The sequence below is a fragment of the Chitinilyticum litopenaei DSM 21440 genome, from assembly GCF_000428145.1.
Lineage (GTDB): Bacteria > Pseudomonadota > Gammaproteobacteria > Burkholderiales > Chitinibacteraceae > Chitinilyticum > Chitinilyticum litopenaei.
The window spans coordinates 1-25,874 of the sequence record NZ_ATZJ01000008.1 but is presented as its reverse complement, the minus strand read 5'-3'; the positions used below and the strand labels follow the sequence as shown (position 1 = coordinate 25,874).

23 protein-coding genes are annotated in these 25,874 nt (G+C 61.2%); 12 read left to right on the top strand and 11 right to left on the bottom strand.

The annotated features are described in order from the left end of the window. Positions 1-46: 46 nt before the first annotated feature. Complete coding sequence (locus C515_RS24755) at positions 47-1,177, bottom strand: DUF4214 domain-containing protein (RefSeq protein ID WP_081686764.1); 1,131 nt, start codon at positions 1,175-1,177, stop codon at positions 47-49. Positions 1,178-1,365: 188 nt separating this feature from the next. After that, a complete protein-coding gene (locus tag C515_RS0105280) occupies positions 1,366-2,991 on the bottom strand; it encodes a DUF4214 domain-containing protein (RefSeq protein WP_028454688.1) in 1,626 nt (541 codons plus the stop codon). 196 nt (positions 2,992-3,187) lie between these two features. Between C515_RS0105280 and C515_RS19625 the strand changes: the two genes are divergently transcribed. Genes C515_RS19625 through C515_RS0105260 form a run of 4 tightly spaced genes read left to right on the top strand, consistent with a single transcriptional unit; the run spans position 3,188 to position 8,349 of the window. Beyond that, positions 3,188-3,850: a hypothetical protein gene (locus tag C515_RS19625; RefSeq protein ID WP_211233985.1), complete on the top strand. Its 663-nt coding sequence runs from the start codon at positions 3,188-3,190 to the stop codon at positions 3,848-3,850. A gap of 1 nt (position 3,851) precedes the next feature. Then, entirely contained in the window at positions 3,852-5,585 is a 1,734-nt protein-coding gene (locus C515_RS19620) for a type I secretion system permease/ATPase (protein ID WP_043648231.1), read from the top strand. Between the two features lie 33 nt (positions 5,586-5,618). After that, entirely contained in the window at positions 5,619-6,986 is a 1,368-nt protein-coding gene (locus C515_RS0105265) for an HlyD family type I secretion periplasmic adaptor subunit (protein WP_051304657.1), read from the top strand. Between the two features lie 10 nt (positions 6,987-6,996). Then, positions 6,997-8,349, top strand: coding sequence for a TolC family outer membrane protein (locus C515_RS0105260; RefSeq protein WP_081686763.1), 1,353 nt, complete (start codon positions 6,997-6,999; stop codon positions 8,347-8,349). Positions 8,350-8,430: 81 nt separating this feature from the next. On the opposite strand, the gene rng is transcribed toward C515_RS0105260, so the two are convergent. The 4 genes from rng to leuS all read right to left on the bottom strand — a co-directional run bounded on the left by rng (position 8,431) and on the right by leuS (position 14,622). Beyond that, complete coding sequence (gene rng / locus C515_RS0105255; protein WP_028454685.1) at positions 8,431-9,882, bottom strand: ribonuclease G; 1,452 nt, start codon at positions 9,880-9,882, stop codon at positions 8,431-8,433. A gap of 488 nt (positions 9,883-10,370) precedes the next feature. After that, positions 10,371-11,375, bottom strand: coding sequence for a DNA polymerase III subunit delta (holA, locus tag C515_RS0105250; protein ID WP_028454684.1), 1,005 nt, complete (start codon positions 11,373-11,375; stop codon positions 10,371-10,373). Beyond that, positions 11,375-11,920: an LPS-assembly lipoprotein LptE gene (locus C515_RS0105245; protein ID WP_028454683.1), complete on the bottom strand. Its 546-nt coding sequence runs from the start codon at positions 11,918-11,920 to the stop codon at positions 11,375-11,377. Before C515_RS0105245 ends, holA begins: the two co-directional genes overlap by 1 nt. 68 nt (positions 11,921-11,988) lie before the next feature. Then, entirely contained in the window at positions 11,989-14,622 is a 2,634-nt protein-coding gene (gene leuS, locus C515_RS0105240; protein ID WP_028454682.1) for a leucine--tRNA ligase, read from the bottom strand. 19 nt (positions 14,623-14,641) lie between these two features. On the opposite strand from leuS, the gene C515_RS24750 reads away from it, so the two are divergent. Both C515_RS24750 and C515_RS22310 read left to right on the top strand, forming a co-directional pair. Continuing rightward, on the top strand, positions 14,642-14,773 hold the full coding sequence (locus tag C515_RS24750; protein WP_281170846.1) for a hypothetical protein: 132 nt from the start codon (positions 14,642-14,644) through the stop codon (positions 14,771-14,773). Continuing rightward, complete coding sequence (locus tag C515_RS22310; protein WP_028454681.1) at positions 14,774-15,385, top strand: type II secretion system protein; 612 nt, start codon at positions 14,774-14,776, stop codon at positions 15,383-15,385. Between the two features lie 223 nt (positions 15,386-15,608). Here C515_RS22310 and hda read toward each other — a convergent pair whose 3' ends face one another. Further along, complete coding sequence (gene hda / locus C515_RS0105230; protein ID WP_028454680.1) at positions 15,609-16,292, bottom strand: DnaA regulatory inactivator Hda; 684 nt, start codon at positions 16,290-16,292, stop codon at positions 15,609-15,611. A 162-nt stretch (positions 16,293-16,454) separates the two neighbouring features. On the opposite strand from hda, the gene purM reads away from it, so the two are divergent. The 5 genes from purM to C515_RS0105205 all read left to right on the top strand — a co-directional run bounded on the left by purM (position 16,455) and on the right by C515_RS0105205 (position 21,461). Beyond that, entirely contained in the window at positions 16,455-17,495 is a 1,041-nt protein-coding gene (gene purM, locus C515_RS0105225) for a phosphoribosylformylglycinamidine cyclo-ligase (protein WP_028454679.1), read from the top strand. Positions 17,496-17,613: 118 nt separating this feature from the next. Beyond that, complete coding sequence (gene purN / locus C515_RS0105220) at positions 17,614-18,246, top strand: phosphoribosylglycinamide formyltransferase (protein WP_028454678.1); 633 nt, start codon at positions 17,614-17,616, stop codon at positions 18,244-18,246. 1 nt (position 18,247) lies between these two features. Beyond that, positions 18,248-19,432, top strand: coding sequence for a DUF3108 domain-containing protein (locus C515_RS0105215; protein ID WP_028454677.1), 1,185 nt, complete (start codon positions 18,248-18,250; stop codon positions 19,430-19,432). After that, complete coding sequence (locus tag C515_RS0105210; protein ID WP_028454676.1) at positions 19,429-20,196, top strand: DUF3108 domain-containing protein; 768 nt, start codon at positions 19,429-19,431, stop codon at positions 20,194-20,196. The genes C515_RS0105215 and C515_RS0105210 overlap by 4 nt, the downstream gene beginning before the upstream one ends. 5 nt (positions 20,197-20,201) lie before the next feature. Continuing rightward, positions 20,202-21,461: an RsmB/NOP family class I SAM-dependent RNA methyltransferase gene (locus C515_RS0105205; protein ID WP_028454675.1), complete on the top strand. Its 1,260-nt coding sequence runs from the start codon at positions 20,202-20,204 to the stop codon at positions 21,459-21,461. A 194-nt stretch (positions 21,462-21,655) separates the two neighbouring features. Here C515_RS0105205 and C515_RS19610 read toward each other — a convergent pair whose 3' ends face one another. The 4 genes from C515_RS19610 to C515_RS19605 all read right to left on the bottom strand — a co-directional run bounded on the left by C515_RS19610 (position 21,656) and on the right by C515_RS19605 (position 25,393). Beyond that, complete coding sequence (locus C515_RS19610; protein ID WP_081686761.1) at positions 21,656-22,165, bottom strand: YegJ family protein; 510 nt, start codon at positions 22,163-22,165, stop codon at positions 21,656-21,658. 75 nt (positions 22,166-22,240) lie between these two features. Beyond that, positions 22,241-23,602: an MATE family efflux transporter gene (locus tag C515_RS0105195; RefSeq protein WP_028454674.1), complete on the bottom strand. Its 1,362-nt coding sequence runs from the start codon at positions 23,600-23,602 to the stop codon at positions 22,241-22,243. Between the two features lie 407 nt (positions 23,603-24,009). After that, positions 24,010-24,324: a hypothetical protein gene (locus C515_RS0105190; RefSeq protein ID WP_028454673.1), complete on the bottom strand. Its 315-nt coding sequence runs from the start codon at positions 24,322-24,324 to the stop codon at positions 24,010-24,012. A 391-nt stretch (positions 24,325-24,715) separates the two neighbouring features. Next, the gene (locus C515_RS19605) at positions 24,716-25,393 is read right to left on the bottom strand and encodes a sensor domain-containing diguanylate cyclase (protein WP_051304655.1); all 678 of its coding nucleotides are present in this window, start codon (positions 25,391-25,393) and stop codon (positions 24,716-24,718) included. Positions 25,394-25,474: 81 nt separating this feature from the next. On the opposite strand from C515_RS19605, the gene C515_RS0105180 reads away from it, so the two are divergent. Then, a partial coding sequence (locus tag C515_RS0105180) for a transposase (protein ID WP_043648228.1) occupies positions 25,475-25,874 on the top strand: 400 nt, incomplete at its 3' end.

The window sequence follows — 25,874 nt, the reverse complement described above, 5'->3', positions numbered from 1 at the left end:
TTGGCTTGTCAGTACTTGCGCGGTAATGGTTGCCGCTTGCCGCGCATCACAGTACCTCGTACGGATTGATGCCAAAGCCGAAATCGATGATCTGGCCGACAAGCTCGAAGTTCTCCGGGCTCTCGGAGAAGTCGGCCAGCACTTTTTCACGGCTTTTCACGCCCCTGTCGAGTTCACCGACCCAGAAGTCCACGCCGCCCTGCTCACCTTCTCGCTGCAGCACGTTCCGATAAAGGGCGCGAATGTAATCCGTATTGCTGAGCTGGGTGCCGTAGATGGCCCGAAATTCTGCACTGTCGATAAAACGGGCTGCGACCTCGATCAGATCCATGCCGCCATCAAGCTGGTCAAGCCAGTAGCTGACGCCGCCCATGTCCGGAGTCCGTGCAAAGGCGGCCTGATAGATGCGGTATGCCATGCCGCCATTTTCACCAATGCCTACATCGAGTGCGTAGGCCTCCGAGTCATCAAATTGTACGCGTTCGATGTCATACAGCAGATCGGCGCTGCCACTGACATTGTTGACAAAGCGCCAGCCGCCATCGCCTGTGCGCGTCCAGTTGTAACCGAGATCCGGTGCAGAGTTGAAATGCCCGACATCAATACCGTTGCCGCCATCGAGGGTGTCATTGCCCGAATAGCCATAGAGCCAGTCATTGCCGTCATAGCCATAAATCACATCATTGCCGGCCATGCCGGCCAGGATATCGCCGGCAGTCGTGCCGTGCAGAGTGTCGTTTCCGGCCAGCAGAAAGCCATACAGGGCGGCGCCCTCGGTCAGTGTGATGCCATCGACAACCAGTGTTTCCGGCGCATTTGCCACAACATGGTTGAGACCTTCGATGTAGAGCAGGTTGTCGCCAGTCGTGCGATCGGTGATGGTGATGCTGTTCAGGAGAGTATTGCCGTCAAATGCCCCCGTAGCCGGGAAATTGCTTCCTTTCAGCTCGGCTTCGTATTGGTTGTCCCGCAGGGTGAGTCTGCTGCTGCTGCGATTGATGATGTTGATGTCTTCGGTATCCGGAAGTTGTGTGGCCAGCGAGTACCATGGAGTTGAACCGTAAATGGTTGCCATGTTTGAGTCCTTCAAGCGGATAGGGTGGGGCAGGGTTTGCCAGTTCTGACTGGACTCTGTCCTAGCCCCGGGAACTTTGGGTGTTCCCGGGTGCAGCAGCATTGTCCGGGGCGAACTGGCCGCCGACGGCACGATCACCCTCTGGGAATATTGTCAGAGGGATTTACCGAGTATTGGATGTGGACACTGCTTTTGGCAATGTTCGCGTGGCTTGAAGGTGGAGCTGACGCCTCTGCCGTTGTGACAATCCCCCGGTTTTGCCGGGGGATTGTCACGGCCAATCCGGAGGGTTAGGCAAGGGCATAACTGTTCTGGTCGTAGCCATAGCCGTTGTTGATCAGTACGCCGACCAGATTGACGTTTTCGGTGCTTTCCGCAAAGTCGGCAAGGACCTTGGCCCGTGATTTGCTGCCGCTGTCGAGCTCTCCGACCCAGAAGGTAATGCCGCCTGTTTCACCGTCGCGATTGAGTACATTCCGGTAGAGTTTCTCGACATAGCTGCGCGTGTCCGGGTTGTTGCCATACAAGGTGCGGAATTCATTGCTGTCGATGAAGCGCGCCGACATTTCGATCAGATCCATGCCCTTGTCCAGTGCGCCAAGCCAGTAGCTGAGGCCGCCAAGATCAGGTGTGCGATCAAAGGCCGCTTGGTAGATACGGTAGGCCATGCCGGCATTTTGTCCGGCAAGGGTGTCGATTCGGTAGCCAAGGCCATTCAGCTCGCCGCCTAGGTTGCTGGGCAGCGTGATCAGCTCACCATTGCCCACACGCAGCTGTTCGATACTTACAAGGATGTCGGCACCATCGCCGCTGTCCGCGGTCCAGGTGCCCTTGCTGTCAATGCTGAGCCGAACATCACGGCGCGATTGGCTGTATTCGGCCGTGTCGGTGCCGCTGCCGCCATCCAGCCAGTCCCAGCCGCTGCCGCCAAGCAGGGTGTCGTTACCACTTTGCCCCAAAAGGCGGTCGGCTCCTTCATTGCCGACCAGGCGATTATTGCTTTCATTGCCTTCTATCGTGTCATCACCACCACCTCCGATCGCGTTTTCGATCACGGCATTAATGGCGATCGCGATATTGTCCTGCATGCCTATGTTGCTGTAGCTGCCATCATCCAGTCTCATGGTTATGCCGGAGGTGAATTGGCTCGCATCCATGGTGTCGTTGCCGCCGGCGTCCCAGATGGTCTTGATCAGGGTTTCGCCGTCATTGAAGATGTAAATGTCGTCGCCGGTGCGGGTGGTGAGGTCGGCGCCATACAGGTATTGCGCTGCCTGTATGTCATACACCATGGGCGTGCTGGCCCATGCATAGCCATGCGGGGCGTAGTCGGTGTACGACATGATGGTATTGCTGCGGTTGTCCAGTTCGGAGCTGAGTCGTGTCACTCCTTCAAAGGGATGCTCAAGCCCTATTGCATGCCCGATTTCGTGCAGCATGGCTGTGAAGTCGTAATTGTCTTTGCCTGATTCCTTGAAATCACTGTTGCGCGCATAGACGGGGCTGATGCGTATGTCGCCCGAGTCTGCCCCTTGCTGAAACGGGTAGGTGGCCCAGCCCCAGGCCTCGGAGCCGACGGCGTTGGTCAGGTAGACGCGAAGGTCGCCCACCAGCCCGGTGTCCTTGGATTCTGTGATTTCGACGAAGGAGGGGGCGATGACTTCATCCCAGGCCGCAAAGGCTTTGCGGATCTGCGCACGCTGGGTGTCATTCAGCAGCTCCAGCCCCCATTGGTCCCCAGACTCATTGGCTGCACTGAACAGCTCTCGGGTAAAGGGAAAGCTGTAGCTGATGGTGGAGTTGCTCCAGTAATTGGTTGTTCCGGGCAGCCATTCCATCAGGAGCGTGTTGATCAGTGAGTTGCTGCTCCATGATTTGCTGCTTACCGGGTTTTCGTTTGCTGTGTAATGCGGCATGAGGACTGCTCCGGAGAGGGGTGACAGATGGTCGCTGGGTATGTGCTGTGAACTACGCTTTCTTTTGTGTTGTGAAATTGTAAGTCTTTGGTGGTGGAGGGATCAATAGGGGTTGCCCGCAGTTTCTCCGGAAAAGGCCACTGATAGATTTCATATAGGATGTTCCTATATGAAGTTTTGCGGTATAGTCCGGCGCATGACTTTGACCGATGCAGTCCCTCTATCGCTCAATCAGGAGCAGCGAGTGCGTTTGCAGGCCTTGCAGGATGAGTTCAGCAGGGCTTGCAATATTGTTGCGCCGGTTGCGCAGGCGCAGAGATGCTGGAATCGGGTCGCCCTGCATCACCTTACCTATCGTACCCTTCGCGACCAGTTGCCCGGGCTCGGCGCCCAGATGGCGTGCAACGCCATTTATGCTGTTTGCCGTGCTTACCGTGCGCTGTATCAGATGCCCGCTGCGCCATGGTCCGGAGGGGATACCCCCCTGCCGCTGGTGCGTTTTGCCAAGTCAGCTCCTGTTTTCTTTGATCGCCATACCCTGACGGTCAAGCCGGGAAGCCTTTCCCTTTTCACCATGGAAGGGCGTTTGCGCTTTCAGTTGACTCTCAGTGAGCAATTGACTTGGCGGTTTGCCAATTTGCGTTTGCGGGAAGTGATTCTGCTTGGGTCAGGAGAGGACTACAGCTTGCGCTTCATTTTTCTCGATGAAGGAGACGATGACGGTCTGCCAAATGAAAGCTGGCCAGATTATCTGGTGATAGTTGATCCCCTGCTGCGTGAAGATGCGCTGGGCGCAATGTCTGCACGAATGGGGTTTGTTGATTCTTTGCATAAAAATTCGTCTTCTTCCGGGGTTTGATATGAAGAAACACTTGCAGCCACGTACCGAGTTGGCTGGCGTTCTGTTTTCAATGCGGCGGTATTTCATCATCGCGGGTGCTTTCAGCCTTGTCATCAATTTGCTTGCACTGACACCGTCGATTTACATGCTGCAGGTTTATGACCGTGTTTTGGCGAGCCGAAACGAAGTTACGCTCTTGGCTCTTACGGTGATCATGCTGGGCTTGTTTGCCTTGTCTGGAGCCCTTGAGTTTGTGCGTTCACGCCTGTTGGTCAGAATCAGCAGCCAGATTGACGAAGCGTTGAACTCGCGAGTTTTTACCGCGGCGTTCGAGAATAATTTGCGTTCGGCGGGAGGGAATGCCGGGCAGGCCTTGGGTGACATGTCAACCATTCGCCAGTTTTTGACCGGTAATGGCCTGTTTGCTTTTTTTGATGCACCCTGGATGCCAATTTACCTGCTGATTCTGTTCCTGTTTGCGCCATTGCTGGGTTGGTTGGCCGTAGCCGGTGCACTGGCGCTGATCGGCCTGGCCATCGCCCAGGAAATTCTCACGCGCAAACCGCTCGCAGAATCACAGCTGCACGCCAATCGTTCCAGTAATTTCGCCACCAACAATCTGCGAAATGCCGAGGTGATCGAAGCAATGGGCATGCTTGGTGGCCTGATGGAGCGCTGGTATACCCACCATGGCAAGGCACTGGCATTGCAGGCTTATGCCAGTGACAAGGCGGGCTCGGTATCGACCTTGTCCAAGTTCGTGCGGATCAGCATTCAGTCTCTGGTTCTCGGCGCAGGCGCTTTGCTGGCCATCGAAGGCAAAATTTCGCCAGGAGCGATGATCGCGGGGTCGATCATCATGGGTAAGGCGCTTGGTCCGGTTGACTTGATGATTTCCACCTGGAAACAGCTGATTCAGGCCCGCACTTCTTACGCGCGTCTGGATGAGCTGCTGCAACGTTTTCCGCAACGTGATCCCGGCATGCCCTTGCCGCGTCCCTTGGGCAGACTGCAGCTTGAGAATGTCATGGCGCAGGCGCCCGGTACCCAGCACATGATTTTGCGCGGCGTGACTTTCGCGATCAATCCGGGTGAAGTTGTGGGGGTCATTGGGCCAAGCGCATCGGGCAAGTCAACCCTTGCGCGGCTGATGGTCGGAGTTTGGCCTGCCGTTGGCGGGAAGGTGCGTCTGGACGGGGCCGATGTTTTCACCTGGAACAAGGCCGAGCTTGGCCCGTACATTGGCTATCTGCCTCAGGACGTCGAGCTGTTCTCGGGCACCGTTGCAGAAAATATTGCGCGTTTTTCCGAGGTGGACAGCGCCGCAGTGGTGGAGGCCGCGCAACTGGCGGGAGTGCACGAGATGATTTTGCGCCTGCCCAATGGCTATGACACCCCGATCGGTGAGGGTGGCTCGAATTTGTCGGGTGGCCAGCGGCAGCGACTTGGCCTGGCTCGTGCGCTTTACCGGATGCCGAGCCTGATTGTCCTCGATGAGCCGAATTCCAATCTGGATGACGTGGGCGAGAAAGCCCTGGTCGGTGCGGTTTTGGCGGCGAAGCAGCGTGGCTCCACGGTCATCCTGATTACTCATCGCACGGCAATCCTCGCTGCTGTGGACAAACTGCTGGTAATGGCTGATGGTGCTTCACGGCTGTTTGGCCCTCGCGATCAAGTGCTTGCCAGTCTGAATGAAGCTGTTCAGCAGCAGGCCCAGCAATTGCAGCAGCAGGCACAAATCAAGGCGTCCTGAAGCGCCAGTCAAACTGAATACGGGAATTGACCGATGAAAAACTGGTTAAAGAAAATCCAAGGCTTGAGTGAGGCCGATGCCGGAGCCGTGCTGGCGCAAGGCCGTCCGCCCACTGACGCCAATAAGGTCGTGCGCGCTGGTGTCCTTGCCCTGGTCCTGGGCTTTGGGGGCTTTCTGGTGTGGGCTACGTTTGCCCAGCTGGATGAAGGGGTTCCTGCTCCCGGCGTGGTGAGTGTGGACTCCAAGCGCAAGGCGATCCAGCATTTGCAGGGCGGCATCGTCAAGCAGATCATGGTGCGCGATGGCGATCTGGTGAAGGCTGATCAGCCATTGCTGCAGCTTGACCAGACCCAGACTGCGGCGATGCTCTCTACGGTACGTACCAATTACTGGCAAATGCAGGCCATGTCGGATCGCTTGCAGGCCGAGCAGCTGCGGGCGCCCAAGGTCACGTTCAATCAGCGTCTCATTGATAGCGCCAAGACAGACCCCAAGGTTCAACAGGTGATGGATGCACAGCAGCAGCTGTTTGAATCGCGCAGAAGTGCGTATACAAATCAGCGCCAGATTCTTGCTCAGTCTGCCGCTGCGGCAGAAGAGCAGGTTCGTGGTTTGCGTGCGCTTGAGGTCAGCCGGGCTCGTCAGATTGCGCTGCTGGAAAAGGATATCGCTGGTTTGCGCAGTCTGGTTGATGAGGGGTTTGCGCCACGATCGAGACTGTTCGAGCTCGAACGGATGCTGGCGCAGCTCAATGGTGAGCGCAGCACGACGCTTTCGGATATCGAGCGAGCCAGCCGGATGATTGCAGAGGCCCGCTTGCGCAGTTCGCAGGTCGAGCAGGATTTCATGAAGGAAGTGGATACTCAGCTGACCCAGGTGCAGGGTGAGCTGAACCGCTGGAGCAACGAGTTGCGCAGTCGCGAAGAAGAAATGGATCGCACCGTTTTGCGCTCGCCTGCTGTCGGACGTGTTGTTGGCCTGAATGTGCATACGGTCGGTGGTGTCATCAAACCCGGTGAGGTATTGATGGAAATCGTTCCGGAAGACGACAAACTGGTGGTCGAAGCCCAGCTTCCGACGCATCTAATCGACAAGGTACATGCAGGGCTGGAGGCAGAAGTGCGCTTTGCCTCGCTGGGTACGCGTGGGCAGGTTCCTGTTCTGAACGGCGAGCTGGCCAGTGTGTCTGCGGATCGGATTGTTGATTCCCGTGGCTATGCCTACTACCTCGCAAATATCCACGTCAAAAAGGAAAGCCTGGCCGAGTTGAGCAAGATGAATCTCAAAATCCAGCCGGGCATGCCTGCCGATATCGTCATCAAAACCGGTGAGCGCAGCCTGCTTGATTATTTGATGCGTCCGCTCATGAATCATTTGGCCCCGGCCATGAAGGAACACTGAGAGGCCAGGTATGCTTAAGCTGAAAAAAACGCTTCTTCTTGTTCCCTTTGCCTGCGCATGCAGTGCAATGACATCTGCCGGTGAGCTGTTTGACCTGTACCAGCTCGCCCTCGGGAATGACGCCCGTTATGCGGCTGCCCGTGCGCAACAGCAGGCTGCCCAGCAACTGGTGCCCTTGGCGCGCTCGGGTCTTTTGCCCAAGATTGCCTTGTCGGGCAGCTATAGCCGTGAGGCGGTCAATAGTGAGTCACCGAATATCCTGGGGAGAATGGCGGAGCGTGAGTACCGCTTCACTTCCGAGAGCTATTCCGCCAACCTGATTCAGCCCCTCTATCGCCAGGCAAGCCTTGAGGAATATTGGCAGGCGCAATGGCAGGTTAAAAGTGCTGATGCCCTGCTGAATCGCAATCTCGATGATTTGAAGCGTCGCCTGACGGAGAGTTATCTTGAGGTGCAGTTGGCTCAGGCCAGAATCGCGCTGATCGAGCAGCAAAAGATCGCCTACGCCGAATTGCGCCGCCAGGCGCAACGCTCTTTCGAGTCTGGCTATGGAACGTTGACCGAGGTTGCAGAAAGCCAGAGCCGGCTGGATGAGTTGCTCTCAGAAGAGGTCTCGGCCAAGGCGGCATACGACAATCGGCTTACCGAACTGCGCAATATTATCGGCCGGCCAACTTATGTTACCAAGCTGGCGGAAGTTCCCGATTTTGTGCCTGACATGCACGCGGGAAAGAGCCGGGAAGACTGGATTGCCCTGGCCGAATTGAATGCCCCCTTGTTGAAAGAGCAGCAAGCAAAAGTAAAGGCTGCGGAGTATGAAGTCGGCAAGGCCAGGGCGGGTTTCCTGCCCACGCTGGATCTGCGACTGCAATACAGCAACCAGAAAAACCCCGGCTATACCAATATCAACACGACAAATGATTCGGCGTCAGTGTTGCTGTCCTTGAGCGTCCCGGTATTCGAGGGCGGGGCAACTTTGGCGCAGAGCCGCAGGGCCGCTGCCGAGCTGTTGGCTGCACGCGAGGCATCACGAGGCGTTGGTGATGACTTGCGTGCGACGATTGCCAAGGAGTTCGATACGGTCACTGCTCTGGCCGTTCGTATTGATGCGCTGGAAAAGTCCGTGAAGACCAACGAACTTCTGGTTCACGCGACCGAGAAAAGTGTGAGTGCCGGCGTGCGTACCAATGTCGATTCGCTGAATGCCCAGAGTCGCCTGTTTGAAGCCAGGCTGCGTCTGACCGAATCGCGCATCAGTTATCTGCTGTCCATGGTCAATCTGCGTACGGCAGCCGGTCTTGTTCAGGACGAAGAACTGCTCAAGATCGATGAGCTGTTGCGCAGCAGTACCGCCAAGTCTTGAAGGTAGTGCGGCATGGCAACAGGGCGACTTCAGTCGCCCTGTTGTCGTTTCTGGGGAGGGCGCTGAGCCCTGATGCGGGCTTTACACCAGCACCACGTCAAACTGCTCCTGCGAGTAGGCTGTTTCCACCTGCAGGTAGATGGGCTTGCCGATGAAGTCGGCCAGTTGTGCGAGGCTGGCGGATTCTTCATCGAGGAACATGTCGATGACGCTTTGTGCGGCGAGGATGCGGTATTCGCGCGCGCTGAACTGGCGCTCTTCGCGCAGGATCTCGCGCAGGATTTCGTAGCACACCGTTTCGGCCGTCTTGATCTCGCCGCGGCCCTGGCAGGTGGGGCAGGGCTCGCACAGCACATGCGCCAGCGATTCGCGCGTGCGCTTGCGGGTGATTTCCACCAATCCCAGGCTGGTGAAGCCGGAGACGGTGATCTTGGTGCGGTCGCGCGCCAGCGCCTTTTTCAGCTCGTCGAGCACGGCCAGGCGGTGCTCTTCGTTATCCATGTCGATGAAATCGACGATGATGATGCCGCCCAGATTTCTGAGGCGCAGCTGGCGGGCGATGACCTGGGTGGCTTCCAGATTGGTCTTGAAGATCGTGTCGTCAAAGGAGCGCGTGCCGACAAAACCGCCGGTGTTGACGTCGACCGTGGTCATGGCCTCGGTCTGGTCGATGATCAGATAGCCGCCGAACTTCAGATTCACGCGCCTGGACAGCGCACGCTCGATCTCCGGTTCGACGCCATACAGTTCAAAGAGGGGCTTCTCGCCGTTGTAATGGCGCAGGCGCGGCGCGACGTCGCTGACGAACTGTTCGGCAAATTCGACCATTTTCTGGTGATTTTCGCGCGAGTCGATCAGCACTTCGCCGGTTTCCTCGTTCACCATGTCGCGCAGCACCCGCAAAGACAGCGACAGATCCTGGAACAGCAGCGAGCCGGCCGGCAGCGTGTGGGACTTGTGGCGGATGTCGGCCCAGATCAGGTTCAGATAATCGATGTCGGCGCGCAGCTCGTCGTCGCTGGCGTGGTCGGCGCTGGTGCGGATGATGTAGCCGACATGATCGGCGGGCAGCAGGCCTTCCAGGCGGCGGCGCAGCGCTTCGCGCTCGCCGTCGTTTTCAATGCGCTGGCTGATGCCGATATGGTGTTCCTGCGGCAGGAATACCAGAAAGCGTCCGGCGATGCTGATCTGCGTCGACAGCCGTGCCCCCTTGGTGCCGATCGGGTCCTTGATCACCTGCACCATCACCGGCTGGCCTTCATGCAGCAGCTTTTCGATGCGCTGGGCTTCGTTGGGATTCTGGCGCTGTTCGATCACGTCGGCAATGTGCAAGAAGGCGGCGCGCTCCAGGCCGATCTCGATGAACGCCGACTGCATGCCCGGCAGCACGCGCTTGACGATGCCCAGATAGATATTGCCGACGAGCCCCAGATGTTCGGTGCGCTCGATGTGCAGGTCCTGCACGACGCCGTCTTCCATGGTGGCGACGCGGGTTTCCTGCGGGGTGATGTTGACGAGAATCTGGTCTTGCATGGTGGCTCGCGGCTGGTGATCCGCCGGCGGCAATGCGGGCTGCGCGGCGCTGAAGTGGGTGGAAGGCAAATGGCTGCTGAGCTTAGCCGGAAGTCATGCTTTTGTCAGCCATTTGCGTGTGGCCTGTCGTGGTGAGGGGGGACTGTTTATGGGCTGGCCCGATTGCTGAGCCGGCCCTCTGCAGTGGCATTCCTGCTGCGCGGTTTTCCCGGCTGGCAAGCCGTTCCGGCAAGTTACAAAATCCCAAAACCTCTCCTGATTAGAAACCCTTCTCAGCAAACCACAAAAACCTATTGAACCACAGAGACACAGAGGGCACAGAGGAAGCAAAACCCTGAGAATTGCCTGGACGTGCTCCGATTTTTCTCTGTGTTCTCTGTGTCTCTGTGGTGGATGTGGGTTTTGTGTGATATGTCTTTCTGGTCGAATTTGGGGTGGGTATTGCCGTGCAGCCCTTTTCAGTATTTGGCTGCAGCGTAATACCCTTGTTATTTGCGCCCGGCCAGCAGCGGCAGGCACATCTCGCGCAGCAGATCCCAGGCATCGCCATGACCGATGCCCTTGTTCAGCCGGTCGATGCGTGCGGCCTGGTCGAGCGCCTGGCGCAGCATGCTGGCGCTGAGCCGGTCCAGTGCGCGCGGCAGCAGTTGCTGGCGTGCGCCCCAGACACGCTGGCTTTTCAGCAGCTCCGGCATCGGTGTGCCGCGCTTGCGGCCCATGCCGATCTGATAGAGCGTGCGGATTTCCTCGCTGAGTGTCCACAGCACCAGATGCGGCGCTTCGCCCTCGGCCTTCAGGCCGTCGAGCATGCGGCAGAAGCGCTCGGCGTCGCCGGCGAGCAGCGCTTCGCCCAGCTGGAAGACGTCAAAGCGCGCCACATTGGCGACGGCGGCCTGCACGGCGGCCAGGTCGAGCTCGCCTTCCGGATACAGCAGGCCCAGCTTCTGGATTTCCTGATGCGCGGCCAGCAGATTGCCTTCCAGCCGGTCCACCATGAACTGCAGGGCTTCATCGCTGAGCTGCTGGCGCTGGCGCGCCAGGCGCTGGCGCAGCCATTGCGGCAGTTGCTGGCGTTCGATGCTGCGCGCCTCGATTACCTGGCCGTGTGCGGCCAGCGCCTGGAACCACTTGCTGTTGAGGCTGGTTTTTTCCAGGCGCGGCAGCGTCACCAGCGTGATGGTGTCGTCCGGCAGGCGCGCACAATAGGCTTCCAGCGCCTTGGCGCCATCGGTGCCGGGCTTGCCGGTGGGGATGCGCAGGTCGATCAGTTTCTGGCTGGCGAACAGTGAAAAGGAATTGCCGGCTTCCAGCAGCTGGTTCCAGTTGAAGCCACGCTCGACGGTGAAGACTTCGCGTTCCAGATAGTCGGCGGCACGGGCAGCGTCGCGAATGGCTTGCGCGGCTTCCAGTGCCAGCAGCGTTTCGTCGCCATGGATGACATACAGCGCCTGCAGTCCGCGCTGCAGCGCACCGCCAAGTTCGTCGGGACGCATTACGGGGCTGCGGCGCTGCTGGCTGCGCTGGCCTCGGCGCTCGTTTTGCGGGCCTTGCGGGCGGCCGCATTGATGCGGTGAAGCACCAGCGGCACGGCGTCCTGCGCCATGCTTTGCCACAGCATCGCTTCTTCCTTGTCCTTCGACAGCACGCTGTTGTCGTCCCAGGACAGCTCACGGGATACGCTGACCTGCGCTTCATACAGGAAGGTTTCACCATTGCTGCTGGCCGAGAAGGGCACGCGCAGGGTAAGGCGGTATTCGGCAACCTGACCGCTGCTGTTGATGCTGGAGACCTTGCGGTCGCGGGATTCCGGCAGCATGGTGATGGTCAGGCCGTTGCTGGTCGCTGCCGTACCCAGGCGGTAGCCTGCCTGGGATTGCAGGTAATTGCGCACCGCTGTCGCAACTTCGCCGTTGCCACTGACAAACACATCACTGTAAGGCAGTGTCGAGGCGCTGCCCTGGCCACGCAACTGGAAGCCGCAGGCAGCCAGCAGGCTGGCGAGCAGCAGGAGCAGGGTCGATTTCACAAGTGCAGCCATGGTGGTTTTCCGTGGTGAATGGGCCAAAGGCGGCTGGCGCGCGCCTTCGGCCCGGCCTGATCGGAGGATCAGGCGACGATATTGACGAGCTTGCCCGGCACGATGATTACCTTCTTCGGCGCGCCGTTCAGGTGTTTCTGCACGTTCTCGTCGGCCAGCGCAGCGGCTTCGATGGCGGCCTTGTCGCTGCCTGCGGCAACGTGGATTTCGCCGCGCAGCTTGCCGTTGACCTGCACCATCAGCTTGATCTCGTCTTGCGTCAGCGCATCGGCTGCCGGCTCGGGCCAGGCGGCGGTGGCGATCTGGCCGCCGTAGTTCAGCTCCTGCCACAGTGTGTGGGCGATGTGCGGCGCGGCCGGGTAGATCGCGCGCAGCAGGATGCCGAAGCCTTCGCGAATCACCGCAGCGTTGTCGCCCTTGTAGCCTTCCAGTGCGTTCAGCAGTTTCATCACGCCAGAAACCACCGTGTTGTACTGCAGGCGGTCGAAGTCGGCGTTGATCTGCTTGAGCGTGCTGTGCACCTCGAAGCGCAGTGCCTTGTCATCCTTGCTGAGTTCGATACCCGCCAGGCTATCGCCTGCCTGCCCAATAATTTCGGCGTGCTTGAAGCCATACCCCCAGAGGCGGCGCAGGTAGCGGTAGGCGCCTTCGACGCCGGAATCGCTCCAGGCCGCGCTCTGGTCCGGGGGGCCTGCGAACATGGTGAAGAGCCGCGCGGTGTCGGCGCCAAATTTCTCGATAATGTCCTTGGGCTCGACGACGTTGTTCTTGGACTTGGACATCTTCTCGATGCCGCCCATGATCACCGGCTGACCGTCTTCCTTGGCAATCGCGGAAACCGGGCGGCCCTTGTCGTCGTGCTGGACTTCGACTTCCGCCGGGTAGAACCAGCGCTTCTTGCCGCTGGCGTCTTCACGGTAGTAGCAGTCGCGCAGCAGCATGCCTTGCGTAAACAGGTTCTTGAACGGCTCGCCAAAGTTGATCAGGCCGGCGTCGCGCATGGCCTTGGTCCAGAAGCGGGCGTACAGCAAGTGCAGTACGGCGTGCTCAATCCCGCCGATGTACTGGTCCATGCCGCCTGCCGCATCCGGGCCAGCGCCCATCCAGTAAGCCGTGCCGTCGCCGACCATTGCGTCCGCGTTCTTCGGGTCGCAATAGCGCATGAAGTACCAGCTCGAATCGACGAAGGTATCCATGGTGTCGGTTTCGCGGCGGGCCGCCTTGCCGCATTTCGGGCAATCGACATTCAGGAAGTCATCGCGGTGGTTCAGCGGGTTGCCCGAGCCATCCGGGATGCAGTCGACTGGCAACTTAACCGGCAGGTCCTCGTAGGGCACCGGCACGTCGCCGCAGCATTCGCAGTGAATGATGGGGATCGGTGTGCCCCAGTAGCGCTGGCGGGAGATGCCCCAGTCGCGCAGGCGCCAGGTGGTTTTCTTCTCGCCCGCGTTTTTCGCGGCCAGATCAGCGGCGACCGCATCGACGGCCGCCTTGTATTCCAGGCCGTCATACTTGCCGGAATTGATGGTCACGCCGCGCGTTTTGTCGCCGTACCACTCGGCCCAGGCATCCGTGCTGAATTCTTCGCCTGCAACCGCGATGACCTGCTTGATCGGCAGGCTGTATTTCTTGGCAAAGGCAAAGTCGCGCTCATCATGCGCCGGAACGGCCATCACCGCGCCATCGCCGTAGCCCATCAGCACGTAGTTGCCGATCCACACTTCGACCTGTTCGCCGGTCAGCGGGTGGGTGACGAACAAGCCGGTCGGCATGCCGACCTTTTCCTGCGTGGCGATTTCGGCTTCCGAAACGCCGCCCTTTTCGCATTCCTTGATGAAGGCGGTCAGTTCCGGCTTCAGTTCGGCCGCGCGGGTGGCGAGCGGATGCTCGGCCGCCACTGCACAGAAGGTGACGCCCATGATGGTGTCGGCGCGGGTGGTGAACACCCACAGCTTGCCATCCGCAATCAGCTTGCCATCGGCATCCTTGATGTCGTGCTCGAAGGCAAAGCGTACGCCTTCCGACTTGCCGATCCAGTTGCGCTGCATCGCGCGCACCATGTCCGGCCAGCCTTCCAGTGTGTCGATGTCGTTCAAGAGTTCGTCGGCGTATTGCGTGATGCCGAAGTAATAACCCGGGATTTCGCGCTTTTCGACAATCGCGCCTGAGCGCCAGCCGCGGCCGTCGACCACCTGCTCGTTGGCGAGTACGGTCTGGTCAACCGGATCCCAGTTCACGATCTGGGTTTTCTTGTAGGCGACGCCCTTTTCGAGCATTTTCAGGAAGAACCACTGGTTCCACTTGTAGTAGTCCGGATCGCAGGTGGCGATTTCGCGCGACCAGTCAAACGCCAGGCCCAGCGGCTTCATCTGCGACTTCATGTCGGCGATGTTGGCGTAGGTCCATTCCGCTGGCGACTTCTTGTAGGCAATCGCCGCGTTTTCCGCCGGCAGACCGAAGGCATCCCAGCCCATCGGCATCAGCACGTTGTAGCCCTTCATGCGCAGGTGGCGCGCCAGCATGTCGTTGATGGTGTAGTTGCGCACGTGACCCATGTGCAGCTTGCCCGACGGGTAGGGCAGCATGGAGCAGGCGTAATACTTGGGCTTGTTCTGGTCTTCAGTGACTTCGAAAGCGCGCGTTTCTTCCCAGTGGGCTTGCGCTGCGGCTTCGACGGAAAGCGGTGAATACTGTTCTTGCATGGGAGTGCGCCGGATACAGATGAACGAAGGCAGCGATTATACCTTGCCGGGCTGGTGCGCGGCACGCGTGGCGGGTCGCGACATTTTTCTGGCAAAGTTCGTGAAACATCCTAATTTAAATTTCCCGAAACTGACTATTGGTGGAATTTGAATGGCGGGCAAGCAGGAAGGCGGGTTTACCCTGGTCGAGCTGGCTGTGGTGCTGGTCATCATCGGCCTGATCATGGGCATGGCGTTCAAGGGCAAGGACCTGATTGACGGCGCGAAGATCAAGAACATGCAGGCGCAGTATCTGAAGGTGCAGGCCGGCATCAATGCCTATTACAACAAGTATGGCGCCTACCCGGGCGATGGCTGTCCGGTGGCCGCGCCGGCGGCGGTGTCGGCCTGCTCTGGCGTGAAGAACGGCCAGCTGGATCAGACCGAGGCGCAGGCCGCGCTGGCGATTCTGCAGACCACGCAAATCCTCAGCGCCGCCGATGTGCAAAGCGTGTTCGGCCAGCCCTGGGCGATTTCACCGGCGACAGCCACGGCCAGTGGCAATTTCGAGGCCAATACCAGCTACCTCACCTTGCCGGTTTCCGCTGTCAGTACGGCGCCGGGCGCGCAGGCCGATGCGCGCATGGTCTGTGCGCTCGATCGCGCCATGGATGATGGCCTGCCGGCCAGTGGTGCGGTGCGCAGCGACGGCAGCTATGCCGCCAGCGACGATTGCTGGGCGCTGTCCGGTCTGCTGGCGGTGGGGATGCGCCTTTTGCCTTGATTGTGTCTGGGTATCTTGCTGCAGCCCTTTAGGGTAAAGGGCTATGGTGGCATGGGGTGTGGTGTATCTGCTGGGTTGCCGGTATCTGCCAGACTGGGTGTGGTTTTGCAGTTGTGGGAGCGAGCTTGCTCGCGAATCCTTGCTGATCGCGAGCAAGCTCGCTCCCACGGTGTTTTCTCTGCGCCTCCGCGCCTCTGCGTTGGGTTTTGTCCGTTTCCAGAGCCTAGAAATCGATGGCCAGTTGGGTCTGCTGGATGACGCTGCGCAACAGCGCCAGCGTCACCGGTTTCTTGCGTGACAGGGCCAGGGTGTTGACCTCGTCGAGATGGCGGTACAGGCTGGGCAAATCGCGCCGGGCGTGCAGCAGCAGGTAGTCGGCCATGTCATCGCTGAGCTCGAAGCCGAGCTGGCTGGCGCGCTGTTTCAGCGCCTGTGCCTTGTCGTCGTCCGACAGCGGCCTGATCTGGTACACCAGCCCCCAGCCCAGGCGGGTGGTGAGGTCGTCGCGCAGATTGAGCAGCATGGGCGGCAAGGGGCCGGCGGCCAGAAAAAAGCCGCCACCTTCCTTCAGCGTGTTGTAGTGATCGAAGAGGCGGATCTGGCCTTCGGCATCCAGCGCTTCGACATTGTCGACAAGCAGATGGATGTCGCCGGGTATCAGGTCGGGAAGCTTGCTGGTGCTTGCATCGATAAAGATGGCTTGCCGGGTATCCAGCTGCTGGCAGGCCGAGCGCAGCAGGTGGCTTTTGCCGGTGCCGGCCTCGCCCCAGAGGTAGATGCTGCGCGCGTGCGCGTCGTGCGCCAGCCACTGGCCGATCTGGTAGAGCGGCTCGGCATTGTCGCCGGCGACAAAGTCGGCAAAGCTGTTGGGGGCGGGCAGCAGCAGGTCAAGGACCAGTTGTTTCATCACCTGAGCCGGTTTTCCTGGAGTTGGGCTGGTTGCCGATAGTTGGGCGCACGTTTCATCACGACTTACGGTAAAATGCGGCGTTTTCAGCCAGAAGCGGCCGTCATTCTAGCGCAAAGCGCCGGGGCTGCCGCCGGATTTCCTGCACGAGGCCATTCTTTCATGACCAAGCAAAGCCTGAGTTACCGCGACGCGGGTGTCGATATCGACGCCGGCGATCAGCTCGTCGAGAACATCAAACCGTTCGCCAAGCGCACCATGCGCCCCGAGGTGCTCGGCGGACTGGGCGGCTTCGGCGCCATGGTCGAAATCAGCAAGAAGTACAAGGAGCCGGTGCTGGTGTCCGGCACTGATGGCGTGGGCACCAAGCTGAAACTTGCTTTCGAGCTGAACCGTCACGATACGGTCGGCATCGATCTGGTCGGCATGAGCGTGAACGACATCCTGGTGCAGGGCGCCGAGCCGCTGTTCTTCCTCGACTACTTCGCCTGCGGCAAGCTGGACGTGCCGGCGGCAACCGAAGTGATCAAGGGCATTGCCGAAGGCTGCGAGCAGGCTGGCTGTGCGCTGATCGGCGGCGAAACCGCCGAAATGCCGGGCATGTATCCGGTCGGTGAATACGATCTGGCCGGCTTTGCCGTCGGCGTGGTCGAAAAGAGCAAGGTCATCAACGGCCAGGCCGTGATCAAGGCCGGCGACGTCGTGCTGGGTCTGGCGTCCAATGGCGCGCATTCCAATGGCTACTCGCTGATCCGCAAGATCCTGCATCTCACCAACGCCGATTACACCGCGCCGTTTGAAGACGGCAAGTCGCTCGCCGACGTGGTGATGGCGCCGACGCGCATCTATGTGAAGCCGCTGTTGAAACTCATGGCCGAACTGCCGGTCAAGGGCATGGCGCACATCACCGGTGGCGGCATTACCGAAAACACCCCGCGCGTGCTGCCGGACGATGTCGTGGCGCAAATCGACGCCAAGAGCTGGACCATGCCCAAGCTGTTCCAGTGGCTGCAAGCGGAAGGCAATGTCGACGCGCAGGAAATGTACCGTACCTTCAATTGCGGCATCGGCATGGTCGTTGTCGTCGCGGCGGAAGACGCCGAGCGTGCCGCTGCTTTCCTGAGCGCCGAGGGCGAAACCGTTTACCGCATCGGCGCGATCCGTGCGCGCGTGGGCGACGAGCATCAGACCCAGGTCGCCTGAACGTCGTAACACCTTTCAACGCAGAGGCGCAGAGGCGCAGAGCAAGACAGGGGAGCTGACCAGTCTCCCGGTTTTCTCTGCGTCTCTGCGCCTCTGCGTTGGGTTTTGGGATATGTGAATGAAGAAACTTGTCATCCTGATTTCCGGGCGCGGCTCGAATATGCAGGCCATTGTCGAAGCGCGCATTCCCGGCGTCGAGATCGCCGCCGTGATCAGCAACCGCCCCGACGCCGCAGGCCTGGCCTGGGCGGCCGAGCGCGGCATCGCGACGCTGGCGCTGGACCACAAGGCCTATGCCTCGCGCGATGAGTTCGATGCGGTGCTGGCCGAGAAAATCGAGGGTATGCAGCCAGACCTCATTGTGCTGGCGGGCTACATGCGCATACTCACCCCGGCATTCGTCAGTCGCTTCGAAGGGCGCATGCTCAATATCCATCCCTCGCTGCTGCCGTCCTACCCGGGGCTGCACACGCATCAGCGCGCGATTGACGACGGCCTGAAAATTGCCGGCTGCACCGTGCACTTCGTCACCGCCCAGCTCGACCACGGCCCCATCGTGGCGCAAGCCGCCGTGCCAGTGCTCGACGACGACACGGCGGACATGCTGGCCGCGCGCGTGCTGAAGCAGGAGCACCAGATTTACCCGGCTGCGGTGCGCGATTTTGCCGCCGGCCTCCTGACGCTGGTCGACGGCAAGGTCAAGCGCAGCCAGCCGCTGGCTGCCGACGCCTGCCTGCGCGTGCCGGGCTGACATGCCGTTCTGGCTGCGCCATGCCGTTGTGCTTGCGCTGGTCCTGTCACTGCTGCTGCATCTGGCGGCGATGCTGGGCGGGCCGCTCTACACCTGGCTGACGCGGCCCGAATTCGCCGAAACCGAGTTGCGCACGCTGCGTCAGGCCTTGCAGGCCCAGGCGCTGGATGATGCCGACGCCGCGCGGCCGGCAGCCCTGCGTGGCGTGAAGCCCGCCGAGCAGCTCAGCGTGAGTCTGGCGCGCCCCGGCCTGCCTGCGCCGCCCCCCGTAACAGCGCAAGCGCGCGCGGCCAGTGCGCCACGACAGGCGCGCGCTGTGGCGTCGCCGCCGCTGGCCGCCAGCGCGGTGCTGCCAGCCAGCCAGCCCGTCAGCGCGGTCGCGACCGCCGGTGTTGCCAGTGCGCTTGCGCAGGCCAGTCAGCCGGAGCGCGTGGCCAGCGCCCCTGCCGCGCTGGCGTCCGCGCCGGCCCGGCTGGCGGCCAGCCGTCCGCGCGCCAGCACTGTGGCGGTGGCGCGCCAGGACGAGGTAAAGCGCTTTCCGCGCGATGTGAAGATCACCTATGTCTGGGGCGCCGTGCCGGCGCACATGCATTGGCAGATCGGCGACGAGCGCTACCAGCTGGATGTGGTTGGCGCCTTCGGCTTCAAGTCGCGCACCTTCCATTCCGAAGGGCGCATTGGCCCGGATGGCATCGTGCCGCTGCAATTCCGCGAATACCGCGACAAAAAACCCGAGCCAAAGTATCAGGTCGATTTTGACTGGACGGCGATGACGGTGCAGGTGGGTGAGCCTGGCCAGCGCAAGCAGGAGGAGCTGCACGAGGGCGATCAGGATCTGTTCTCGGCGGCGTTTCATCTGGCGCTTACCGGCGGCAAGCCGCAGACGCTGTCGCTGTATACCGGCCGCAAGCGCTATCCGGACATCCGCTTTGCGCCGGCTGGCGAAGCCACGCTGACCATCGGGCGCGAGCATATCGACGCCGTGCTGGTGCGCGGCCAGTGGGAAGACCGGCGCGTCGATTTCTGGCTGGCGCCGCAATGGAACAATCTGCCGGTGCGCATGACGGTGGACATTCCGAAAGAGGGCAGTTTCGACATCTGGGCCAATGTGGTTACGCTGGACGGCAAGACGGTGCTGGAAGGCCCGCAACCCGGCCGCATGGATGGAGCGCAGCGCCGGCCATGAACTACTTTGTCCATGCCGGCTGCTGGCTGGCCCGCTTCTGGCTGATCGTGCTGTGCGCCGCGCCCATGCAGGCCGCGCAGGCCGCGCCGGTCGGGCAGGGGGCGCTGCCGCAATCGGCGCGCATCCGTTACAGCTACGGGCCGTTTCCGGTCGAGCTGCACTGGCGCACGGCGGACGGTGCTTACCGGCTGGATCTGGCGCTGACCGTCCTGCACAAGGCGATTGCCTACCGTTCGGAAGGGCGGCTTACTGCGCAGGGCCTGCAGCCGCAGCGCTTTGCCGAATACCGCGATCACGCGGCCGAGCCGCGCTATCTCGCGGAATTTGACTGGCCCAAGGGCACGCTGACGCTGGGCAAGCTGGCCGAGCGCCGCCAGGAGGTGTTGCAGCCGGGCGATCAGGATCTGTTTTCCGCAGCCTTCCAGCTGGCGCAAAGCGGCGGCCGTGCCGTGCCCGGCGCCCTGATCAACGGGCGCAAGCGCTATGCCGGCGCGGTATTTGCCGCCCCGCAACGCAGTCGCCTGCAGCTTGGCCGGCAGGAAATCGACGTCATCGTGCTGCATGGCCGCATGGGCGAGCGTACAGTGGATTACTGGCTGGCGCCGCGCTGGGGCAATCTGCCGGTGCGCATGGCGCTGAGCCTGCCCGATGGCAGTTATGACCTGTGGGCCAATGAAGTCGAACTCGATGGCAAGATCGTGTGGCGCGCCGAGCCATCCCGCAAGAATCAATTACCAGAAAGCGCCCCGAGCGGGCGGGAGTAACCATCATGAATGCAGTGCAATTTTCCGCGACGCTCGACATCCTGAGTACCGCCCTGGGCTTTACCGCGCCGGTGGACGGCACGGTGTCGCGCTATTTCCGCGACCACCCGGAGCTGGGGGCCAATGACCGCAATGTGATTGCGGAAACCGTATTCGGCATTCTGCGCCATCTGCCGCAGCTGGAGTGGATCACCGAAGGCAATGCCAGCACGCGCGAAATCCTGCTGGCCTGGTTTGTCGGCGTGAAGCGCATGAATCTGAAAGAGCTGCCAGCCGCCTTTCACGACAAGGACAAGGAGCGCGCCGGCAACATGAAGGCGCGCGTGGTCAGGGATGCGCCGCTCTATGTGCGTGCCGCGTTGCCGGAATGGGTGGTGCAGGCGCTGCTGGACGAGGGGCGCGATGAGGCTTTTGTACTGGCCCTGGGGTATAGCCTGCTGGCCTCTGCACCGCTTGACGTTCGGGTCAATACCCTCAAGATGAAGCGTGACAGCGTGCAGCGGGAAATCGAGCGGCACGGCATGGCCTGCCAGCCGACGCCGTTCTCCCCCTGGGGGCTGCGCCTGGAAGGCAAGCCGGCGGTCAACCGCCTGACGCTGTTCAAGGAAGGCGTATTCGAGGTGCAGGACGAAGGCAGCCAGTTGCTGGCGCTGCTCACCGGCGCCAAGCGCGGCCAGATGGTGGCGGACTTCTGCGCCGGAGCTGGCGGCAAGACGCTGGCGCTGGGCGCCATGATGAATTCCACCGGGCGGCTGTATGCATTTGATGTCTCCGAAAAGCGCCTGAACAACCTCAAGCCGCGACTGGCCCGCTCCGGGCTTTCGAACGTGCAGCCGCAGCTGATTGCCAGCGAGCACGACCAGAAAATCAAGCGTCTGGCCGGCAAGTTCGACGCCGTGCTGGTCGATGCGCCGTGCTCGGGCATGGGCACCACCCGCCGCAACCCGGATCTGAAGGTGCGCCAGTCGCCGGTTAGCGTTACGGAGCTGAACGCCAAGCAGACCAGCATCCTCGCGTCTGCCGCCCGGCTGGTGAAGGCCGGCGGGCGACTGGTGTACGGCACCTGCAGCTTCCTGCCAGCGGAAAACGCTGCCATCGTCGCCGCCTTTCTTGCGGAACACCCCGATTTCGAGGTGCTCAACGCGCAGCAGCTGCTGGCCGACGCCAAGGTCGAGATCGCGCTGGATGGCGACTTCCTGCAGCTGTGGCCGCAGCTGCACCAGACCGACGCCTTCTTTGCCGCCGTACTGCAGCGCAAGGCCTGAGCGCGACGGCAATGCTGCTCTGTACTGGATTGGGGCGCTGCCGATTAACCCGGCTCTTTGATGTTTTTAGTCGTAGGAGCGAGCTTGCTCGCGATGAGTAGCGCTTCGCGAGCAAGCTCGCTCCTAAGAAAGTTCCAATTTCTGAGGGCCGGATCAATAGGATCAATTGAGCTGCCACTGCCCCTTGGCCGAACTCAGCTGCAGTGCAGACCGAAGCGTTTTTTCATGTCGGCCGCCACCGCCGGCGGCTCCTTGCTCAGCAGTGCGCAGGCGGTGAAATTGCCCATCATGCGGCCGCTGTTGTTATCCACATACAGCCAGTCGACGATCTCGCCCTTGCCAAACTGGTAAGTCTCGCCCGCTTCGACATTGCTGACCAGTTGTGGCTCATTGCTGATCTGGCCGCTGAATTTGCCACTCTTGGCGGAGAAATCGCTGATCCAGAAATACTCGGTCTGCTTGCCGTCACGAATGCCGACCTTGACCGCGTAATGGTCCGTGCCCTTGGGCGGCTTGGCGGCCTTGGCCAGAAAATCGTCCAGCGTGGCGCGGGCCTGCTGGAAAGCACGGCGCATGGCCGGGTCGTCATCCGGCATGAACACGACTTCATCGCGCTCGGCCTTGGCGGCAAGATCCTTGGCGTGCGCAGGCAGGCCGAGCTGGCAGGCCAGCAGCAGTGAGAGGGCAAGCAATTTCTGCATCATGCATCCTTGGTGGGCTTGAAACAGGAGGTTATACCGCCCCGCTCTTTTTCTGACAACCCAAGAAATATTTTGGGCTCAGGCCACGCCGTCCGCTTTCCTGGCGACGCGGGCAAACAGCCACCACAGCGCCAGCGCAATGATCGCCAGTGCCAGCACCAGCGCCAGCCAGTAGCCCGGCGCGCCCCAGCCGGCCCAGCCCGGCCAGCCGTAGGTCAGCGCGTAGCCCAGCGGCAGGCCGACCAGCCAGAAGGCGAGAATGTAGGCGATCATCGGGCCGCGCGTGATCTTGTAGCCGCGCAGGATGCCGGCCAGAATCGCCTGGCTGGCGTCAAAGAGCTGGAAGATCGCGGCAAACACCAGCAGCTGTGCGGCGAGCCGGCGTACCGGCTCTGCGCTGGTGTAAAGCCCGGACAGTGCGTAACCGCCCAGCGAGAGCAGCAGCGCACCGCTGGCAGCGATCAGGAGCCCCATCATGAGGCCGGTATTGCCGATAAAGCGCGCCTCGTCCGGCAGGCCGGCCCCCAGTGCCTGGCCGACGCGCACGGTAAGCGCCGAGCCCAGCCCCAGCGGAATCATGAACATCAGCGAGGTGAGGTTCAGCGCAATCTGGTGCGCGGCCACCGTTGTGGTTCCCAGCGGCGCCAGCAGCAGCGCAACGCCGGCGAAACAGCTGACCTCGATCAGGAAGGTCGCGCCGATCGGCAGGCCCAGTTTCAGCAGGCGCAGCTGCGTGGCCCAGTGCGGCGCGATCCAGTTGCAAAAGGGCTGGGTGGCGCGATAGGCGGGCGCCTTCCAGACCCAGAGCATGGCGGCGATGGCGCCGATCCAGGCACAGATGCTGGATGCCACGCCGCAACCGACGCCGCCCATGGCGGGGGCACCCAGGTGGCCGTAGACGAAAATCCAGTTCAGCGGGATGTTCAGCAGCAGCGTCAGGAGTGCAATCACCATGACCGGCCGCGACTCGTTGATGGCCGTGCTGTAGTTGCCCAGCACGCGCTGGATGGCCAGGCCCGGCATGCCCCAGCCCACCGCCATCAGGAACTGGCTGGCCTTGTCGGCGACCTCGGTTTCCAGCCCCAGATGCGGATATACCCAGGGGCCGATAAACTGGAAAGCAATCAGGAACAAGACCCCGATGGCCATACCCTGCCAGAGTGCCTGCTGGACCAGGTGCGGAATGGCGTCGGCCTTGCCGGCGCCCACCTTGTGCGCCACCAGCGGGCTGATGGCCAGCAGCAGCCCCATCATGGTGACGAGCGCGGTGATCCACAGCGAGGCGCCAACCGACACCACGGCGAGGTCGGCGGCGGAGGCGTGGCCGGCCATGGCGGCGTCGATAAAGGCCATGCCGGTGCCGGCCAGCTGGCTGATGATCAGCGGCCAGGCCAGCGTCCAGGTCTGGCGGGTATCGGCAAGGCGGCGGGAAAAGGGCATGGCGACTCCGTGGCGGGTGGGGCTGAGCGGTTGGCGTTCCCGGAACCCGAACACGGCTCGGCGAACCAGTGCCCTGACTGGCAAGACTTCTTGGCAAAACCCCAAGCAGGCACAGAGAAACAGAGAAAAGCGGGGGCACATCATCGGCATTTCAATCTGGGCTGTGCTTGCGTCTCCCTGCCTGAACAGGTGTTTGTGGTTTGCCGGGCAGGGCTTCTATTGATCCGGCCCTCTGATGTTTTCACTCGCAGGAGCGAGCTTGCTTGCGATCAGCAAGGCTTCGCGAGCAAGCTCGCTCCTGCGGAAATTCAAACTTCTGAAGGCCAGATCAATAATCAGTAAGCTTGTTGCTCTGCGCCTGACCAGTGTTCCGCTTGGGCTGCCGCCCCTGCGGGCCAGTCCGGCCATCAGGTGCTGCGCACCCAGGGGCGCGCCGGTTCGTAGCGGATCAGCAGCCCGGGAAAGCGGCGCGCGAACAGCAGGGCTTCGTCGAGCGCCACATCGAGTACATCCAGGCTGCCATTGTCGTGCTGCACGACGGCCAGTCCGAGGCCGCTGGCGACGGCAAAGGCCTTGTTCAGCTGCAGGGCACCCGGGCCGGCTGGCGCCGCCAGTGTCAGGCGGGAACGGCGAAAATCCTGCAATGCGTGGCGGGCAGGGCTGGCCGACTGGGCCGGACGGAGCGCGGGGCGGATTTCTTCACTGACAGAGCAATCATACATGGTCGTTTCTCCTGAACGGTGTGGCCGGTCAGGTCGGGCCCGACCGACGCTTTAGCAGTACTTGTAGCGCGCCCTGGAAGTTGTCGCTTAAACGGCGCGTGCAGCAGAACAGCCCGGAAACAAAAAAACCTGCGCAAAGCAGGTTTGCGCACGCTTTAGCAGCATTTGTTGGCAGCGCCCTGCAAGCTGGGCTTCAAATCGGCGCTGTTGGTACGACGATTCTTCTCCTGCCGGACAGTAGCGTCAAGCACAGTGGAAAACGAAATCCACCAGTACAGATCGGTGTTTTGCGTGCGCCAATGCGCGGGCAGAACGGCGAATCCGCTGTGCGATGGGGCGGGCATCCGGAGCACCGCGCCCGCTGCCGCCCCGCTTTTCGGTGGCGGTCGGCTCAGCGGCCCCGGCGGGATTTCTTCTCGGCGTACATTGCCGCATCGGCCTGCTGCATGGCCTGCTCGGTCGTCATCAGCCCCGGATGAACCGCAACGGCGCCGATGCTGGCGCCGGCATAATCCAGCCGGCAACCCGGCAGCGTGTATTCGCCCAGCAGTGTGTTGCCAAGGCGGCTTTTCAGCATGGCGAGAGCCTGCCCGGCCTCGGTTTCGATTTCCGGCCCCAGGCCGATGGCAACGAATTCGTCGCCACCCAGTCGACCAAGCAGGTCACCCTGGCGTATGCCGCTCTGCAGGCGGGTCGCCGCCTGTTGAAGAAACACGTCGCCCGCGTCGTGGCCGTACTGGTCGTTGATCTGTTTGAAACCGTCGAGGTCGACAAAGGCGATCAGCACTTGCCGGCCACTGCGCTGGGCAATCGCGAAGAGTTGTGCCAGCCCGGCCAGGATGGCGCGCCGGTTCGGCAGCGCGGTCAGCGCATCGGTATGCGATTGTGTCAGCAATTCGGCATTGGCCTTGTGGAGCTGCTGGACAAGCTGCTCTTTCTGGATGTGCTGGCTAATCAGGTTGGCGAACAGCAGCAGCACCTGCTCGGCTTGATCGTTCAGCGGTTTGCGCTCCGAGCTGGCCGCACACAGCGTGCCGTAAAGGCTGCCGTCGTCGAGCAGGATGGGCATGCTGACACCTGATTATGTCTCTCCTTCAGAAAGAGAACGGATGTTCTATATTGAAATCCGGTTCAGCCAAGGAGCGAGATCATGATCAACGGCATCCAGTTCCAAAAAGGTCTTTCACTGCCTGAATTCGTGGCCAGCTACGGCACTGAAGCACAATGCCAGGCGGCGCTCATCAAGGCGCGATGGCCAGATGGCTTTCGCTGTCCGCATTGCCAGCACCCGCTGGCCTATGAATTTCAGCATGGTCACCATCGCTACTGGCAATGCCGCTCCTGCCAGCATCAAACCAGCCTGCGGGCAGGCACCATCATGGAGCAAAGCAAACTGACGCTGAGAACATGGATGCTGGCCATCTATCTGGTTACGCAAGCCAAGACCAACATTGCGGCGCTGGCATTGCGACGACAACTCGGCATCAGCTGGAAAGCCGCATGGTTGCTGAAACACAAGCTGATGGAAGCCATGCGCCAGCGGGAAGAGT

What these genes read in the sequence shown, in the direction of transcription:
- C515_RS0105215 (WP_028454677.1), top strand. Translation starts at nt 18,248, where the DNA reads ATGCCGTTCTGGCTGCGCCATGCCGTTGTGCTTGCGCTGGTCCTGTCA.
- C515_RS19620 (WP_043648231.1), top strand. Translation starts at nt 3,852, where the DNA reads ATGAAGAAACACTTGCAGCCACGTACCGAGTTGGCTGGCGTTCTGTTT.
- C515_RS0105260 (WP_081686763.1), top strand. Translation starts at nt 6,997, where the DNA reads ATGCTTAAGCTGAAAAAAACGCTTCTTCTTGTTCCCTTTGCCTGCGCA.
- rng (WP_028454685.1), bottom strand. Translation starts at nt 9,882, where the DNA reads ATGCAAGACCAGATTCTCGTCAACATCACCCCGCAGGAAACCCGCGTC.
- C515_RS0105190 (WP_028454673.1), bottom strand. Translation starts at nt 24,324, where the DNA reads ATGTATGATTGCTCTGTCAGTGAAGAAATCCGCCCCGCGCTCCGTCCG.
- C515_RS0105265 (WP_051304657.1), top strand. Translation starts at nt 5,619, where the DNA reads ATGAAAAACTGGTTAAAGAAAATCCAAGGCTTGAGTGAGGCCGATGCC.
- C515_RS19605 (WP_051304655.1), bottom strand. Translation starts at nt 25,393, where the DNA reads ATGCCCATCCTGCTCGACGACGGCAGCCTTTACGGCACGCTGTGTGCG.
- C515_RS0105195 (WP_028454674.1), bottom strand. Translation starts at nt 23,602, where the DNA reads ATGCCCTTTTCCCGCCGCCTTGCCGATACCCGCCAGACCTGGACGCTG.
- purN (WP_028454678.1), top strand. Translation starts at nt 17,614, where the DNA reads ATGAAGAAACTTGTCATCCTGATTTCCGGGCGCGGCTCGAATATGCAG.
- C515_RS24755 (WP_081686764.1), bottom strand. Translation starts at nt 1,177, where the DNA reads ATGCTGCTGCACCCGGGAACACCCAAAGTTCCCGGGGCTAGGACAGAG.
- C515_RS22310 (WP_028454681.1), top strand. Translation starts at nt 14,774, where the DNA reads ATGGCGGGCAAGCAGGAAGGCGGGTTTACCCTGGTCGAGCTGGCTGTG.
- C515_RS0105280 (WP_028454688.1), bottom strand. Translation starts at nt 2,991, where the DNA reads ATGCCGCATTACACAGCAAACGAAAACCCGGTAAGCAGCAAATCATGG.
- hda (WP_028454680.1), bottom strand. Translation starts at nt 16,292, where the DNA reads ATGAAACAACTGGTCCTTGACCTGCTGCTGCCCGCCCCCAACAGCTTT.
- C515_RS0105245 (WP_028454683.1), bottom strand. Translation starts at nt 11,920, where the DNA reads ATGGCTGCACTTGTGAAATCGACCCTGCTCCTGCTGCTCGCCAGCCTG.
- C515_RS19610 (WP_081686761.1), bottom strand. Translation starts at nt 22,165, where the DNA reads ATGATGCAGAAATTGCTTGCCCTCTCACTGCTGCTGGCCTGCCAGCTC.
- purM (WP_028454679.1), top strand. Translation starts at nt 16,455, where the DNA reads ATGACCAAGCAAAGCCTGAGTTACCGCGACGCGGGTGTCGATATCGAC.
- C515_RS0105210 (WP_028454676.1), top strand. Translation starts at nt 19,429, where the DNA reads ATGAACTACTTTGTCCATGCCGGCTGCTGGCTGGCCCGCTTCTGGCTG.
- C515_RS0105205 (WP_028454675.1), top strand. Translation starts at nt 20,202, where the DNA reads ATGAATGCAGTGCAATTTTCCGCGACGCTCGACATCCTGAGTACCGCC.
- C515_RS24750 (WP_281170846.1), top strand. Translation starts at nt 14,642, where the DNA reads ATGAACGAAGGCAGCGATTATACCTTGCCGGGCTGGTGCGCGGCACGC.
- leuS (WP_028454682.1), bottom strand. Translation starts at nt 14,622, where the DNA reads ATGCAAGAACAGTATTCACCGCTTTCCGTCGAAGCCGCAGCGCAAGCC.
- holA (WP_028454684.1), bottom strand. Translation starts at nt 11,375, where the DNA reads ATGCGTCCCGACGAACTTGGCGGTGCGCTGCAGCGCGGACTGCAGGCG.
- C515_RS19625 (WP_211233985.1), top strand. Translation starts at nt 3,188, where the DNA reads ATGACTTTGACCGATGCAGTCCCTCTATCGCTCAATCAGGAGCAGCGA.